Origin of the sequence: Duganella sp. CT11-25, assembly GCF_047302815.1 — a bacterium.
In the GTDB taxonomy this organism is placed as follows: Bacteria; Pseudomonadota; Gammaproteobacteria; order Burkholderiales; family Burkholderiaceae_D; genus Rugamonas.
Genome location: NZ_JBKBFD010000001.1, coordinates 5997532 through 6012896 on the forward strand (window position 1 = coordinate 5997532; position 15365 = coordinate 6012896).

Here is a 15365-nt window from a genome sequence, read left to right on the forward strand (position 1 = left end):
ACGATCACAAGCTTCGGAGCTTGTCGGATTTGCTTGCGTTGTGTTTACAGAACAACCCGTCCCCGGCAAGCGAAAAAAGCCGGCCGGCGGGGCGATTCGGATAGAATCGGTGGGCGTTCAAGCCGTGCGTCCATGCGGCTACAACGTTGAAAGGGAAGCGTGCACGATGAGACTACTGGGCGCTTGGAGACGCATCGAGTTCGCCGCGCGGGCCTGCCTGCTCGCGGCGCTGATGGTCGTCCCGGCCGTCCCTTCCGGCGCCGGAGAGGCGATTCCCGAGCAGCAGATCAAAGCCGCCTACATCCTCAATTTCGCCCGCTACGCCAGCTGGCCCGCGCTGACCGATCCGCGCGCGCCGCTGGTGCTGTGCCTGGCCGGCCCTGGCGCGGCGGAGATCGGACGCCAGCTGCAAAGCCGCACCGCCGGCAGCCATCCGCTGGAACTGCGCACCGTCAGCCGCGTCGATGAGATGGAGTCCTGTCACGCCCTGTATATCGCCGTGCCGGAACGCGCGCGCCAGAACGCTTGGCTGACGCGCCTGCGCGACCAGGCCGTCCTCACCATCGGCGACTCCGCCGGCTTCCTGGCCGACGGCGGCATCATCAACCTGGTGCCGGTGGACGGCAGCATCCGCTTTGAAGTCAACCTGACAGCGGCCCGGCATGCCGGGGTCGTCCTGCATCCGCGCATGCTGGCGCTGGCCGAGCGTGTCGTCGGCGGGGAGGGTAAATGAGCGCGCTGCGCGAATACTGGAACGACATGGCGCTGCAGCGCAAGCTGCTGATGGTGTCGCTGGCGACCTCGCTGGCCTCGCTGCTGGCGGCATTGATCGTGCTGGCCACCTACGACTTTAGCGTGGTGCGTTCGCGGCTGGTGCAGGACCTGGCCGGCCGCATGGAACTGGTGTCGCTGAACCTGGACGTGGACCTGAACTTCGGCGACCGCCGCGCGGCCACCCGCACGCTGGACGCGCTGCGCGCCACGCCGGACATCCGCAGCGCCTGCCTGTTCGATACGCTGCACCAGCCTTTCGCCAGCTACGGCCGCAGCGGCACGGTGAACTGCGTGTGGCCGGAGGACATGGCGGCGCCCGGCCACCTGTATCGTGGTGACCTGCTGACGATGCTGGCGCCGGTGCGCTTCCAGCACGAGGTGGTCGGCTACCTGCAGGTGGAGTGCGCCCTGCAGCCGCTGGCGGCGCGCCTCGGCCAGTACGGCCTGGTGCTGGCGGTGGTGATGCTGGCGCTGGCGATCGGCGGCCTGCTGCAGGCGATCGGCCTGCGGCGGCTGGTGACGCGGCCCTTGCTGGCGCTGTCGCGCGTGGCCGACAAGGTCACCCGCGAGCAGCGCTACGACGTGCGCGCGGCGGTCGGCTCGCGGGACGAGGTGGGGCGGTTGTCGGAGGCGCTCAACACCATGCTGGCGACCATCGCCGCGCGCGACTCGCAACTGCGGGTGAGCCAGTCGCTGTTGACCAATATCGCCGACAAGTCCTCGGCCGTCATCTACGTCAAGGACCTGGAAGGGCGCTACCTGCTGGTCAACGAACGGCTGCGCAAGGTGCTGCCGGCCGGATCGCCCGATCCGCTGGGCCATACCGACGCCGATATCTTCGACGAGCAGACGGTGCGCGTGATCCGCGACGGCGACCTGAATGCGCTGGCGTCGCGTCAATCGTACATCTACGAGGAGGACGTGCCCGATGCGACCGGCACGCTGCGTACCTACATCTCGGAGAAGTTCTGCCTGCGCGACGAGACCGGGAAGGTATGGGCGATGGGCGGCATCTCGACCGATATCACGGACCGCAAGAGGAGCGAGGTGGAGCTGATCCAGTATCGCGACCGGCTGGAGGAACTGGTGCAGCTGCGCACCGGCCAGATGGTGGAGGCCAACAAGGAACTGGCGGGTTCGCTGGAGACGCTGCAGCACGCGCAGGATGAGCTGGTGCGCAGCGAGAAGCTGGCGGCGCTGGGAGCGCTGGTCGCGGGCGTGGCGCACGAACTCAACACGCCGATCGGCAACAGCCTGCTGGCGGTCAGCACGCTGATCGACCAGACCCGCAGCTTTAGCCGCGCGACCGCCGAAGGCATCAAGCGCTCGACGCTGCAGCAGTTCGTCGACGACGTCAGCAGCGGCGGCGAGATCGTGCTGCGCAACCTGCACCGCGCGGTGGACCTGGTGTCCAGCTTCAAGCAGGTGGCGGTGGACCGCACCACCTCGCATTGCCGCGAATTCCTGCTGTCCGACCTGGCCAATGAAATCCTGCTGGTGCTGGTGCCGACCTTTAAAAAGAGCGGCATCGCTGTCCGCCAGGAGATACCCGCGACGATCATGATGACCAGCTATCCGGGGCCGTTCGGCCAGGTGCTGATCAACCTGATCAACAACGGCCTGACCCACGCCTTCGAAGGCCGCAGCAACGGCGAGATCGTCATCAGCGCCAGCACCATCGACGGCGAGCGGGTAAGCATCGTCGTCGCCGACAACGGCGCCGGCATCGCGCCCGAAAACATGGGACGCATCTACGATCCCTTCTTCACCACCAAGCTGGGACGCGGCGGTTCGGGGCTGGGACTCAACATCGTCTACAACATCGTCTACGGCGTCTTGCGCGGCAAGATAGAAGTCGAGAGCGAACTGGGTGTCGGCACGCGCTTCATCCTGACGCTGCCGCTCAAGAGCTGACGGGCAGCGTATTGGCGCAAGGCGCGCCCCGCATGAAGCAGCCGAGATTGTCGAAGGTGACGGCGGCGATCTCGCGCATCGCCTCGATGGTGAAGAAGCCCTGGTGGCCGGTGACCAGTACGTTGGGGAAGGTCATCAGGCGCTGGAACACGTCGTCGGCGATGATGTCGCTGGAATGGTCGTGGAAGAACAGCGCGCTCTCCTGCTCGTAGACGTCGATCGCCAGCGCGCCCAGTTGTCCGGACTTGAGCGCCTCGATCACGGCGGCGGTGTCGATCAAGCCGCCGCGCGAGGTGTTGACCAGCATGGCGCCGCGCTTCATGCGCGCCAGGCTGGCGGCGTTGATCATGTGGCGGGTGGCGTCCATCAACGGGCAGTGCAGGGTGACGATGTCCGATTCGGCCAGCAGCGCATCGAGGCTGGCCCGCTCGGCGTAGTCTTCCAGCTGCGGCGCCGGTGCCGGATCGCTGACCAGCACCTTGCAGCCCAGGCCATGGAAGATGCGCGCGGCTGCGGCGCCGATCTTGCCGGCGCCGACCACGCCGACGGTCTTGCCGTGCAAGGTCATGCCAAGCAGGCCGTCCAGCGCGAAGTTGCCTTCGCGGACGCGCGCATAGGCGCGGTGCGTGTGGCGGTTCAGCGTCATGACCAGCGCCAGCGCGTGTTCTGCCACCGCCTCGGGCGCGTAGGCGGGCACGCGCGCCATGAACATGCCGAGGCGCGCGCCGGCCGCCAGGTCGACGTTGTTGAAGCCGGCGCAGCGCAGCAGCACGGCGCGCACGCCCAGCGCATGCAACGCGTCCAGCACCGGCGCGTCCAGCAGGTCGTTGACGAACACGCAGACCGCCTCGCAGCCCTGCGCCAGCGGCGCGGTGTCCAGCGTCAGGCGGTCCGAGAAGTACACGGCGTCGACGGCGCCCGCCTGCGCCAGCCTGGCCTCGTCGAGGAAGCGGCGGTCGTAGGGCTGGGCGCTGTAGACGGCGATCTTCATGCCATTTCGTCCGGAACCCACAGCAGCAGGTCGGTGACGCCGATGTCCACGCCGGCCTGCGTCAACAGGGTACTGACCTGGCCTCGGTGGTGGGTCTGGTGATTGAAGAAGTGCGTGATCACCGCGCCCAGGTCCTTGCGGTACACGTCGCCCCTGGTGCTGTGGTACTCCAGCGGCAGCAGCAGGTCGTCCGCGCGGATCTGCGCCGCCCATTGCGAGATGACGCCGTCGCGGTGCAAGCGATGCTGCCGCAGGGCGGCCAGGTCTTCGCCGAAGCTGTGGGTCAAGCCGCCGGCCGGCAGCGGTACGTCGTGCATCACCTGCAGCGCGGGGAAACCGGCGGGATGCGCGGCGAAGCGCTTGAGCCAGATCGTGTCGCCCGCCAGCAGATGGTTCAGCGTACCGAGGATGGAGCCGAAGAAGGCCTTGCGGTCGGCGATCAGTTCCGCGTGCGGCAGCGTGGCGGCGGCGTCGTACACCTTGCGGTTCATGGCGGCGTTATATTCCGCCATCAGGACGATATATTCAGGTGTGTTCATGCGCGTCTATTTCGCTATCGCGTCTGGGTTCGATTGCAGGAAGATCCGGTCGTTCAACCGCGCCAGCGTCTGCGCGCGCTCGGCGTCGCTCAAGACCGGCAAGCCGATGCGCTCCGGCTCCAGCGTGGTGAGCAAATCGTTCGACATCGCCTTGCCGGACGGCGTGGTCTGATCGTCCTTCAGCTTGCCCAACGAGTAGGTCAGCACGCGCGAGGAACGGTTGGCCTCCATCTCCAGCGAGGCTTTTGCCAGCACACCCTCGTCATACGCGATGTTGGTATTGCTGCTGGCCCGGTCGTCGATGGTGACGTACTTGTAGTTCTGCGATTGCGGACTCAGGTCCAGTGCCAGCAGCGCCCCCGCCTTGACCGGCTGATGATATTGCGCCTTCAGGTGCGATTGCTGCTGCTGCGAGATCGAGCGGTCCAACTGGGTATGGCCGGCGATCGCGGTCTTCTGCGACAGCTCGTAGGCGAAAGTGTCTTTTTCGGTGACGCGCGCCGGATTGGACGCCACTTCGGTTTGCGACATCGATGCAGTGAAGTCGGCCAGCCCGGTCGTCATCGCGCGGTCTTGGTCGGTCAGCGTGATGCCGCGCGGCGCCACGACCGGCGCGCCGTAATCGCTGTTCATATCGGTGAACGCATCCTTGAACATGCCGAGCATGGTGCCGTTGCCCTGGCCGCGCAAGCCCGCCTGGTCGACTTGCTGCAGGTAGCGGCCCAGCGCCTTGGCCTGCTGGTCCTTGCTGCCCCAACTGGCGGGCTGGCTCAGGTCGACGCCGATCTTCGCGCTGCCGGCGGGGCCGGTAAAGCTGACCGTTCTTTGCTTGCTGTCGGCGTGGAATTCCAGTTGCTGCGTATCCTTCGCGTTCACCTTGACCTGGCCCTTCAGGTCCACCGACGACAGGGCCGCGCTATCGAATTGCGTCAGTCCGGCCAAGTCGATGCGCGGCGGGTCTTCGGTCAGGCCGTCGATCGATTTCTGGAATGCGTCGGCCAGCTTGCCCAGCGCCTTGCGCTCCGATTCATTCAGTTTGCCGTCGCTGTGGGCCTCGACCGCGATGCCGCCGTCGCCGGCATCCAGCGACAGTTCGACCTTCACGCCGCTGCGCGTCGTGATACTGAGCTTGACCTGGTTATCGCCCATGCCGTGCTGCGTTACCTGCGTCGGCATTACCAGCATATCGTAGGTATCAGCTTGCACGCCAGCCGGCGCCTGCCCGACCGATTGCGAAAAATCTTCGCCGTCGTAGGCCACTTGTTTCAGCAGCTCCGCGCCCACGCCCTTGAGCCTGCCCGCCAGCGGCTGATTGGTGTAGTTCCGCGCCATCAGCGTACTGGAGGTGCTGCGGATGCGGTTCTCCCAGACCAGCGGGCGGTCGGTGGTTTGGGCGCCGCCGCCGGCGCCCAGAGAGACGACTGTCGATGCGCCAGGCTGCGCCGCGCCGGAGGGCGTGGAGAGGGCGGTGGACGTCCCGGCCGCCGCAGAGGAAGAGGCGGCCGGGGTGGTCCTGTTCAATGAGGTGATGGTTGTCATCACCTCATTATAGAGCGGTTTACCGATGCAGGCGCACCGGCGGCAGCACCCTCGCGCGCAGCCAGTCCGCCAGCGTCTGGATGCTCATGCGGGCGATGCCGTGCAGCTGCAGCAGGTGCTTCTGGTACATCAGCCGGTACAGCACCCGCGCCGCGCCGCCGCTGACGCGGATGCTCTTGCCGGTGACGGCGCCGGTCAGCACGCCAACCGCGGCCTGCGGTCCGAGCGAGACCAGCGAACCGTAGTCGTGATAGCGGAAGTCCGGCGGCGGCGTGCCGGCCTTGCGCGCCAGCAGGTCGGCCAGGAACATCGCCTGCTGGTGCGCGACTTGCGCGCGCGGCGGCGCCACGCCCTTGACCGGGCAGGTATAGCTGGCACAGTCGCCGAAGGCGTAGATGCGGCCGTCGTTGGCCGAGCGCAGGCTGGAATCGACCACGATCTGCTTCAGGTGGTTGATCGTCAGGCCCAGCGTGGCGCACAGCTGCGGCGCTTCGACGCCTGCCGCCCACAAGGTCAGGTCGGCCGGGTGTTCGTTGCCGCTTGCATCGATCACCGCGCCGGGTTCGACGCTGGCGACGGTGGTGGCGGTCAGCACCTCGATGCCGAGCGAGCGCAGATGGCGCGCGGCCCGCTGCGACTGTTGCGGATGCAACTGCGGCAGCAGATATTGTCCGCGCTCGACGACGCTGATGCGGATATCGCGCTCCGGGTCCAGCGTGTGCACGCGGTAGGCGGCCAGCGCGCGGGCGCTGTTGCTCAGTTCCGCCGCCAGTTCTACGCCGGTGGCGCCGCCGCCGGCGATCACCACGTGCGCCTGCGTCTTCTGCTCGCCGGCGCGGATGCAGGTTTCAATGAAGCGCTGGCGGAAGGCCTCGGCGTCGGCGACGCTGTCCAGCGTTAGCGCATGTTCGGCGGCGCCGGGCACGCCGTAGAAGTTGGTCACGGAACCCAGCGCCAGTACCAGCTTGTCGTAGCCGATGACGCGGCAGGCACCGTCGCCGCCGTTGCGCGGGGCGAGCGAGATGGATTGCTCAACGCGGTCCACGCACAGCACTTCGCCCTGCACGAATTCAAAGCAGTGATCGACGGCTTGCGCGCTGAAGGACAGCTGCGTCACTTGCGGATCGCACTTGCCGGAAGCGACCGTATGCAGCAGCGGCTTCCAGAAGTGGCCGGGCCAGCGATCCACCAACACGATGCGGGCGCGCTTGGCGTAGCCGAGGGTATCTCCAAGACGGGTGGCGAGTTCGAGTCCTCCCGCACCGCCTCCTACGATGACGATGGTTTCCATGATGCGCCTCCAGGTAGTAAAAAAACGGGGTGCCGCCCCCGCCGGATCTATGCCGCGAGATCCTTGGGGCTTTGCTGATCCGGCGTGTACGGGCTGGCTTGCAGATCGCGCAGCGCGTCGAAGGTGATGAACTGGCGCGGACGTACCACGTCGGCGCCGTATGGCGCGACCGAGACGGTCCACAAGCCGGCTTCCCCGGCGGCGCGCAGGCCCGGTACGGCGGTGTCGATGGCGATGGCGTCGTGCGGCGATACGCCCATGGCGTTCAGCGCGCGGGCATAAGGGCCGGTACCGGCCGGACCGTCGAAGCTGGCGCCGCCGGTGACCACGGCGAACAGGCTGTTGACATCGGCGCCGAAGCAGCGCTCCAGCAACGCGGAGGCGGCGGGTGCCGGCATGTCGGTCAGGATGCAGATCTTGCAGCCGGCGTTGAGCGCATCGTCGATCAGGGTCAGCGCGGCGGGCAGCGCCTGCGGCGGCCGGGCCAGGATCGCCTGGTGGAACTGGCGGTGCTTGTCGGCGAACAGGTCGGCGACGCGCTGCTTGTCGCGCGACAGCAGCTCGCAAGCGATGGCCGAACCGATGGCGCGGGCGTATCCGTGCGTGGCGGCGGCGGCGCGCAGCGCCGGCAGGGTCCAGCGTATCGACAGGCCGGCGTTGGCGAACGCCGCGTTGCAGGCGGCCAGGTGCAGCGCCTCGGTGTCGAACAGTACGCCGTCCAGGCCCAGGAAGATCACGTCGATGCTCATGTCGGTCTCTCGCTAAAACGATGTCAGATAATTATGAATATAGAGGTAGAATGAACGAAAGAAAAATTAAAGATATTCGATAATCGATAAGGAATCCTTATGTATCACGCCAGTTTCCGCCAGCTACAGTCGCTGGTATTGGTCGCGCGCCACGAGAGCGTGTCGCGCGCGGCCGATGCGATGCACCTCACGCAGCCCGCCGTATCGTTGCAAATCCGCACACTGGAGGAGATCGCCGGCATCGCGCTGACACGCAAGGTGGGGCGCAACATCCAGCTGACGGCGGCGGGCGAGGTGATGGTGGAGTTCTCCGAGCGCATCTTGCGACTGTGGGAGCAGGCCGGCGACGAGCTGGCGGCGCTGCAGGGCGTCACCAGCGGCACGCTACGCATCGGCGCGGTCACCACGGCGGAGCACTTGCTGCCGCCGCTGCTGGTGCCGTTCACGATGGAGCGGCCGGACGTGCGCTTGAAATTGCAAGTGGGCAATCGCGCGGAGATCGTCAACATGCTGGCGCGGCACGAGATCGAGCTGGCCATCATGGGCACGCCGCCGCGCGAGCTGCGCACCAACGCCGCCAAATTCGCGCGTCACCCGATGGCGTTCGTCGCCAGTCCCGCGCATCCGCTGATGAAGAAGAAAAAGATCACGCTCAACGACGTGATGGCGGCCAACCTGCTGGTGCGCGAGCGCGGCTCGGGCACGCGCACGGCGGTCGAAAAGCTGTTGCGCGAGGCCGGCCACCCGGCCGAATTCGGCTCCGAGGTATCGAGCAACGAGGCGATCAAGCGCATGGTGTCGGCCGGACTGGGACTGGGATTCTTGTCGGTGCACGCCTGCGGGCTGGAATTCGAAGCAGGCCTGCTGGCGATCCTGCCGATGCAGGAAAACCCGGTGGAAGCGGACTGGCACATCATGCACCTGTCCGAGCAGCCGATCCCGAAGGTGGCGGCGGCGTTCCAGGACTTCGTCATCGAGAACGGCCAGGACCTGGTGCGGCGCGAACTGGAAAGCTTCTACAAGCTGCTGGGGCGTCAGCGCAAGCGCACCTGATCCAGTAACGGTGGTTTGACCAATACACCTGTACAAAGTGTTTTGATGAGTGTACTGGTACACTTCAGTACACTTGCTTCTACAATGGATGTTCGTGCTCTTCACCGGATAAACCCATGTCGCTCGATTTGCTGCTCCCTTTGTGTGCCTTTGCCGCCGTCAGTTCCATCACGCCCGGCCCGAACAACGCCATGATGCTGGCCTCCGGTCTGAATTACGGCTTCGCGCGCTCGCTGCCGCACTTGTTCGGCATCTGCTGCGGCTTTTCCTTCATGATCTTTACCACCGGGCTGGGCTTGCACGCGGTATTCGAACAGTTCCCTTTGCTGCAGGTGATCCTCAAGTACGCCGGTGCGATCTACCTGCTGTGGCTGGCCTGGAAACTGGCCCATGCCGCGCCGATGAGCGCGGAGCAGGCCAGCCTGTCCAAGCCGATGGGCTTTGTCGGCGCGGCTGCCTTCCAATGGATTAATCCCAAGGGCTGGGTGATGGCGCTCGGCGCGCTGACCACCTACCTGCCGCAGGGCTTCAAGGTGGCGGACGTGGCACTGCTGTCGGGCGTGTTCGGCGTGATCGGCATTTTCTGCGTCGGCGCCTGGGCGCTGTTCGGCGTGGCGATGCGGCGCGTGCTGCAGGATCCGCGCTCGGTGCGCATCTTCAACGTGGTCATGGCGCTGCTGCTGGTCGCCACGCTGTATCCGTTGCTGATGAACTGATACCATAGGGGCTATACCGGATCTTAAGGAAGTCCCCAATGCCCATGCTTCATCGAATTGCGCGCACGCTGGTGCTGAGCGCGTCCCTGCTGGCCGCCGCCGCCGGCGCCGCCACCTTGCCGTCGAACCTGATGTTGCCGGAGCCGGCACGCGCCGCGCGCGGTTATGTGGAAAGCTGGGTCTTCAGCATCGAGATCGAATCGAGCGAGCTGACCGGCATGGATGCCTGCCGCAAGATCATGGCCGAGCGCGGCTTCCTGCCGACGCTGTCCAAGACCGCCAGCTCGGCCGACCCTGCGCTGCATTTCAAGATCGCCGGCCGCAAGGCCTACGCGCAAGCCAGCACCGAAGCCGATGAAACGCTGCAGGCGGTGCAGCAAGCCAAATGCCCCGGCACGCTGACCTGGGCCGTGATCTCCCAGCCAGCGCCGGCCGCGCGCTGATCGATCAGCGCGCGCCTCAGTGCGGCAGCCGCAGCGCGTGCAGGCCGGTGCGGATCGCAGCAAGGTCGGCCGGCTGCGTTGCCTGCTGCGAAAGCAGATAGCCCCGCGCGAACTGGATCGCGGCTTCCGCCTGCGGATGCTGTTGCACCAGTTCCTGCAGCAAGCGGTCGGCCACCACCAGGTCGTTGTGCTGCCCCAGTTCGTCCTGCGTGGCGGCCAGTGTTCTCAGATAAGTGCGCGCGCCTTGGGCGCGATAGAACGAATGGAAAAATTCCAGCGCGTAGCGGCCTCGCTTGGCCGCGATGCGGGTGCGGTGCACGCCGGCCGGATCGTTGTCGTCCATGCGGTTGGCGCGCTTGAGCAGCGACTTGTGCAGATGCTGCATGGTCTGGCGCGAGAACTTGGCGGCCGAGCCCTTGAGTCCCGGCGCCGCTTGCAGCATCCACGAGCCCAGCGTCAGCATCAGATGCGTGTAGCGCGGCGACAGCAAGGCTTGCGCCGCCTCGCGCCGCTTGGCGCGCGCGGACTCGAGCGCCAGCGCCTGCAGGTCCAGCAAGCCGTGCTTGCCGCCGGGGCTGGCCTGCACGCGGGCCAGCGTGGACGTCAGCATCACATCCCAGTCGCGCGCCGCGCCCAGTTCCGTGCCCAGCCAGCGGATGTCTTCCTGCAGCGCGGGCGGGCAGGGCGCGATCGACTCGAACAGCTTCAGCGCTGAACGCAGCCGCCGCACGCCCACCCGCATCTGGTGCAGCGTCTCGGCGTCGTCGCCCTTGATGACGGCGTCCTCGTTGCGCTGGATTTGCTGCAGGCAGTTGCCCAGCACGGCCAGCATGGCGTCGCCCACGCTGGCGTCGGCGGGCAGTTCCAGCGTCTTGGCGCGGTATGCCACGGTGCCGGTCTGGCGCACCAGCATGTAGCCGCGCTCGGCCTTGTTGATGTTGTTGAGGCGCAGGGGAATCTGCTCGTGCAGCAGCAGCGCGAAAGCGTACAGGCTGGCGGGATTGCCATCCTTGAGCTCCAGCTCGATTTCATTGACCGGCACCTGGTGGCCGTGACGGTCGATGTGGCCGTGATCGAGCACCAGCTCGATCTTGCCGCCGTCGATTTCGAGGTCCCAGGTGTGGCGTTCCACTTCCACCACGAACAACGGTTCCAGCCGCTCCTTCAGCTCCGGCGCATCCAGCATGTCCCGCCACTGGGCCTCGCCGTCGATCAGCTTGCGCAGCCGTCCCAGGCGCGGCCAGGGACGGTCCACCGGGCCTTCCCATTCGTTGCGGCTGTGCAAACCGCTTTGCACGCTGCCGCCGGCCTTCATGGTCTGTATCCAGACGCCATCGACCTTGCGCACGCGCAGGCCCGCGCCGTGGCGCAGCAGGTGCAGGTCCGGCGTATCGAAGTAGCGGGCCGACAATTGCTGCGCGCGGACCGGCGCGCTGGCGCGGGAGGCGATCAGCGGAAGGCGCAGCAGCGTGTCGTTGTCCGCCGGCGAGAGCAAGAGTTTGAGTTCGACTTCCATGCGATCAGTGTAGAGAAAAGCCGATGTGCGCAGCGCACGGCATCAAAGCCGCAGCAGCCGTTGCGCCCACGCCGGCGTGGCGGCGCGCCAGAACGCATCGATGGTTTCCGCGCGCACATCGAGGCCGAGGAAACGGGCGGCGGGCAGCATGGCGTCATGCAGCAACTGTTGCGGAGCGGCGCCGTTGTCGAATGCCTGCGCGCCGGTTTGCTTGGACAGTTTTTCGCCCAGCTCGTTGACCACCACCGGCACGTGCAGATAGGTCGGTTGCGGCAGGCCAAGTACTTGCTGCAGGTAGAGCTGGCGCGGCGTGGAGTCGAGCAGGTCGGCGCCGCGCACGATGTCGGTGATGCCTTGCGCGCCGTCATCCACCACCACCGCCAGCTGATAGGCCCAGAAGCCGTCGGCGCGCTTGATGACGAAATCGCCCACTTCATCGGTCAGGTCCTGGCTGACGCGCCCGGCCCAGCGGTCGTCGAACGCCAGCACGCAGTGCGGCGACTGCGGCACCTTCAAGCGCAGGGCGCGCGCGCTCTTGCCGGGCGCCAGGCCGTGGCGGCAGGTGCCGGGATAGATCAACGCCTGCGCCTGCTTGCCGGTCAGGCTCAGTTGCGAATCGGCGATCTCCTTGCGCGAGCAGCCGCAGGGATAGACCAGCTCGCCCAGCTGCCGCAAGGCTTGCTCGTAGAGGCCGGTGCGGCGGCTTTGCCAGGTCACCTCGCCATCCCAGCGCATGCCGCAGCGCTGCAGCGAAGCCAGGATGTGCGCGTCGGCGCCGGCCACGTTGCGGTCGCCGTCGACGTCTTCGATGCGCACCAGCCACTGGCCGTCGTGTACCTTGGCGTCAAGATAGCTGGCCATCGCCGCCACCAGCGAGCCGGTGTGCAAAGGGCCGGTAGGCGAGGGCGCGAAGCGGCCGATGTAGGGAATGCGTTCAGTCATGCCGCTATTCTAGCGCGCCCGGCCTTTGCTGCACTGCGCAATGGGCGGCGGCTGATAGGCGGGGCAAATCGCATACAATGTGCGCGCGGCAAAACAAGCAGACCGCACCACCCATAACGCCCTCAGGAAATCATGCAAAAAATGACCCCATCCTTTGTCGCCTCCGCCCTGGCCATAAGCCTGGCGCTGGCATTCCCGGCCCATGCTGCAGACGCAGGCAAGACCGCCGTGCAGGAAGCCCCGTTGCGCGCCCACCTCGCCTTCCTGTCCAGCGATCTGCTGGAAGGCCGCGGCACCGGCCAGCGCGGCGCCGACCTCACCGTCGCCTACCTGGAAACCCAGGCGCTGGCGCTGGGCCTGAAGCCGGGCAACGGCAATAGTTTCCGCCAGTCGGTGCAAATCGCCGGCGTCAAGACGCAGCCGGCCGACAGCACGCTCAAGCTGGAAGCGGGCGGCCAGGCGCTGGACATCAGCTTCGGTAAGGACTGGGTGTTCGCGCCGGGCGATGCGACCGCCGCGCACAGCTTCAATGCCGACCTGGTCTTCGTCGGCTACGGCATCACCGCGCCGGACGAGCAGTGGAACGATTACAAGGGCATGGACCTCAAGGGCAAGATCCTGGTCATGATGGTCAACGACCCGGCACCGACCGCCGCGCAGCCGAACCGCTTCAACGGCAAGGGCTTGACCTACTACGGCCGCTGGACCTACAAATTTGAAGAAGCCAAGCGTCAGGGCGCGGCAGGCGTGCTGCTGATTCACACCACGCCGAGCGCATCGTACGGCTGGAGCGTGATCCAGAACAGCTGGTCGGGCGTCGAGCGCTTCCAGCTGGCGGCGAGCCCGCAGGGCTCGCCGGGCACGCTGGGCACCGAGCTGCAAGGCTGGATGACCGACGACACCGCGCGCGCCCTGTTCAAGGCCGCCGGCCAGGACCTGGACGCGCTGCGCACCGCCGCCGAAAGCAAGGACTTCAAGCCGGTCGCGCTGGCCGCCAAGCTGAACGGCGAAATGAAAGCCGCCGTGCGCAAGGTCGAGCAATTCAACGTCGCCGCCGTGGTGCCGGGCACCGATCCCAAGCTGAAGGACGAAGTCGTCATCTACAGCGCGCACTGGGACCATCTGGGCAAGCAGGGCGACAGCGGCGACACCATCTTCAACGGCGCGGTGGACAACGCCTCCGGCTCGGCGGCGTTGCTGGCGATGGCGCAGGAAGCCAGGCGCGCGCCGGCCAAGCGCAGCCAGATGTTCCTGTGGGTCGCGGCGGAAGAGCAGGGCCTGCTGGGCAGCGCGGCGTACGCATCGGCGCCGCTGTGGCCGCTGGCGAAAACCGCCGCCAACCTCAACCTGGACAGCTTGAACTTCGTCGGCGCCACGCGCGACATCGGCACCGAAGGCAGCGAGCGCACCGAGCTGGGCAAGCTGGCGGCGACGGCGGCCAAGGCGATGGGCATGCACATCGCCGAAGCGGAACCGGACCTGGCGGGCGGCTACTTCCGCAGCGACCACTTCAACTTCGCCAAGAACGGCGTGCCGGCGTTCTCGATCGAATCGGGCCGCGACTACATCAAGGATCCGGAAGGCTCGAAAGCCAAGGCCAAGGCGTACGGCAAGCGCTACCACCAGGCCAGCGACGAATACGATCCGAGCTGGGACCTGTCGGGCATGGTGCAGACGGCGCAATACACGCTCAACCTGGGCCGCCTGATCGCCAACGGCGCCAAGCTGCCGGAATGGAAGAAAGGAGACGCCTTCGCCAAGCCCCGCAACTAAACTCCGGGGTCAGGTCCGGCAACCGGACAGGAGCTCTGCTGTAGGTGAACTCTAGGGTCGAGTCCGTGTCCAGGTTCCGGACCTGACCCCGGAGTTAAACAGTCATGTAAATGAACATTTGGGAGGGATGAGGTAGGGTATATTTTTGATATGCGCTATCTCTCCTTCCTTTTTTCGTTGCTGCTGGCGGTGTCCGCGCAGGCGGATGTCGTCGCGCCCAAGCCGCTGTACCGCGATCCGGTATTTGATGGCGCGGCGGATCCTTCCATCATCTACAGCCCCCTGGATAAGAAGTGGCTGATGTTCTATACCAACCGGCGCGCGAATGTGGCGGGGCTGGATGGCGTGACCTGGGTGCATGGCACGCCGATCGGCATCGCCGAGTCCATCGATGGGGCGCATTGGGCGTATCGCGGCGTGGTTGAATTTCCACGCGAGGTGCCGAATACCGCCGGCACGCCGACCTTCTGGGCGCCTGCCGTGATCGCCGATCGCAGCCTCTTTCATCTGTACGTGACCGTCGTTCCGGGCGTCTTTGCCGATTGGGCGCATCCGCGCGCGATCGTGCACCTGAGCAGCGCCGATCTGAAGACGTGGAAGTACGAGAGCACGTTGGCGCTGGCCAGCGACAAGGTCATCGATCCCGCCGTGCTGCGCTTGCCGGACGGCACTTGGCGCATGTGGTACAACAATGAGCGCGCCGGCAAAACCATCTTCTACGCCGATAGCCCGGATCTTTATCATTGGACCGACAAGGGCTCGGCCCATCTGCCGCGCGCTCGCGGCGAGGCGCCGTTGGCTTTCCGTTGGAAGGGGCACTACTGGTTGCTGACTGATTTGCTCGGCAACGCCGGCCTGGGCGCCTTCCGTTCCGACGATGCGCTGACCTGGATGCGCCAGCCGGACAGTCTGCTGGCCGTGCCCGGCACCGGGGTTGACGACCAGAACGGCGGCCATCATCCCGAAGTGATCGTCAGCGGCGACCGCGCCTTCCTGTTTTACTTCGTCCATCCGGGCCAGCCGGACAACAGGCGCAGTTCAATACAGGTGACGGAGCTCAACTACGCCGACGGCTGGCTCACCACCGACCGCGACGCACCCACCAGCATCCAGCTCGAATAACAA

At 66.3% G+C, this 15365-nt stretch carries 14 protein-coding genes; 7 read left to right on the forward strand and 7 right to left on the reverse strand.

Annotation, left to right across the window (positions count from 1 at the left end; genetic code table 11):
- Positions 1 to 166: 166 nt before the first annotated feature.
- Positions 167 to 733, forward strand: coding sequence for a YfiR family protein (locus ACEN9F_RS25845; RefSeq protein ID WP_413424695.1), 567 nt, complete (start codon positions 167 to 169; stop codon positions 731 to 733).
- Positions 730 to 2688 carry an ATP-binding protein gene (locus ACEN9F_RS25850; RefSeq protein WP_413424697.1) on the forward strand — a complete coding sequence of 653 codons (1959 nt, stop codon included), beginning with the start codon at positions 730 to 732 and terminating at the stop codon, positions 2686 to 2688. The genes ACEN9F_RS25845 and ACEN9F_RS25850 overlap by 4 nt, the downstream gene beginning before the upstream one ends.
- On the opposite strand, the gene ACEN9F_RS25855 is transcribed toward ACEN9F_RS25850, so the two are convergent.
- Genes ACEN9F_RS25855 through ACEN9F_RS25875 form a run of 5 tightly spaced genes read right to left on the reverse strand, consistent with a single transcriptional unit; the run spans position 2678 to position 7797 of the window.
- Positions 2678 to 3679 (reverse strand): 2-hydroxyacid dehydrogenase, encoded by a 1002-nt coding sequence (locus tag ACEN9F_RS25855; RefSeq protein ID WP_413424699.1) that lies wholly within the window; start codon positions 3677 to 3679, stop codon positions 2678 to 2680. The genes ACEN9F_RS25850 and ACEN9F_RS25855 overlap by 11 nt on opposite strands.
- Positions 3676 to 4218 (reverse strand): DinB family protein, encoded by a 543-nt coding sequence (locus ACEN9F_RS25860; protein ID WP_413424701.1) that lies wholly within the window; start codon positions 4216 to 4218, stop codon positions 3676 to 3678. Before ACEN9F_RS25860 ends, ACEN9F_RS25855 begins: the two co-directional genes overlap by 4 nt.
- Positions 4219 to 4224: 6 nt before the next feature.
- Positions 4225 to 5757, reverse strand: a complete 1533-nt coding sequence (locus tag ACEN9F_RS25865; protein ID WP_413424703.1) for a hypothetical protein — start codon at positions 5755 to 5757, stop codon at positions 4225 to 4227.
- A gap of 19 nt (positions 5758 to 5776) precedes the next feature.
- Positions 5777 to 7048: an NAD(P)/FAD-dependent oxidoreductase gene (locus ACEN9F_RS25870; RefSeq protein WP_413424705.1), complete on the reverse strand. Its 1272-nt coding sequence runs from the start codon at positions 7046 to 7048 to the stop codon at positions 5777 to 5779.
- A gap of 47 nt (positions 7049 to 7095) precedes the next feature.
- A complete protein-coding gene (locus tag ACEN9F_RS25875) occupies positions 7096 to 7797 on the reverse strand; it encodes an HAD family hydrolase (protein WP_413424707.1) in 702 nt (233 codons plus the stop codon).
- Positions 7798 to 7896: 99 nt separating this feature from the next.
- Here ACEN9F_RS25875 and ACEN9F_RS25880 point away from each other — a divergent pair, with 99 nt between their 5' ends.
- The 3 genes from ACEN9F_RS25880 (at position 7897) to ACEN9F_RS25890 (ending at position 10009) form a co-directional block, all read left to right on the forward strand.
- Entirely contained in the window at positions 7897 to 8850 is a 954-nt protein-coding gene (locus ACEN9F_RS25880; RefSeq protein WP_413424708.1) for a LysR family transcriptional regulator, read from the forward strand.
- A 116-nt stretch (positions 8851 to 8966) separates the two neighbouring features.
- Positions 8967 to 9566, forward strand: coding sequence for a LysE family translocator (locus tag ACEN9F_RS25885; protein ID WP_413424710.1), 600 nt, complete (start codon positions 8967 to 8969; stop codon positions 9564 to 9566).
- A gap of 44 nt (positions 9567 to 9610) precedes the next feature.
- Positions 9611 to 10009, forward strand: coding sequence for a hypothetical protein (locus tag ACEN9F_RS25890; protein ID WP_413424712.1), 399 nt, complete (start codon positions 9611 to 9613; stop codon positions 10007 to 10009).
- Between the two features lie 16 nt (positions 10010 to 10025).
- On the opposite strand, the gene ACEN9F_RS25895 is transcribed toward ACEN9F_RS25890, so the two are convergent.
- Together ACEN9F_RS25895 and gluQRS are read right to left on the reverse strand one after the other, a co-directional pair.
- Complete coding sequence (locus ACEN9F_RS25895; protein ID WP_413424714.1) at positions 10026 to 11525, reverse strand: CHAD domain-containing protein; 1500 nt, start codon at positions 11523 to 11525, stop codon at positions 10026 to 10028.
- A 42-nt stretch (positions 11526 to 11567) separates the two neighbouring features.
- Entirely contained in the window at positions 11568 to 12467 is a 900-nt protein-coding gene (gene gluQRS / locus ACEN9F_RS25900; protein WP_413424716.1) for a tRNA glutamyl-Q(34) synthetase GluQRS, read from the reverse strand.
- A gap of 132 nt (positions 12468 to 12599) precedes the next feature.
- Between gluQRS and ACEN9F_RS25905 the strand changes: the two genes are divergently transcribed.
- Positions 12600 to 14240: a M28 family peptidase gene (locus ACEN9F_RS25905; protein WP_413424718.1), complete on the forward strand. Its 1641-nt coding sequence runs from the start codon at positions 12600 to 12602 to the stop codon at positions 14238 to 14240.
- A gap of 150 nt (positions 14241 to 14390) precedes the next feature.
- Positions 14391 to 15362 (forward strand): hypothetical protein, encoded by a 972-nt coding sequence (locus tag ACEN9F_RS25910; protein ID WP_413424720.1) that lies wholly within the window; start codon positions 14391 to 14393, stop codon positions 15360 to 15362.
- The last annotated feature ends 3 nt before the right edge of the window (positions 15363 to 15365 follow it).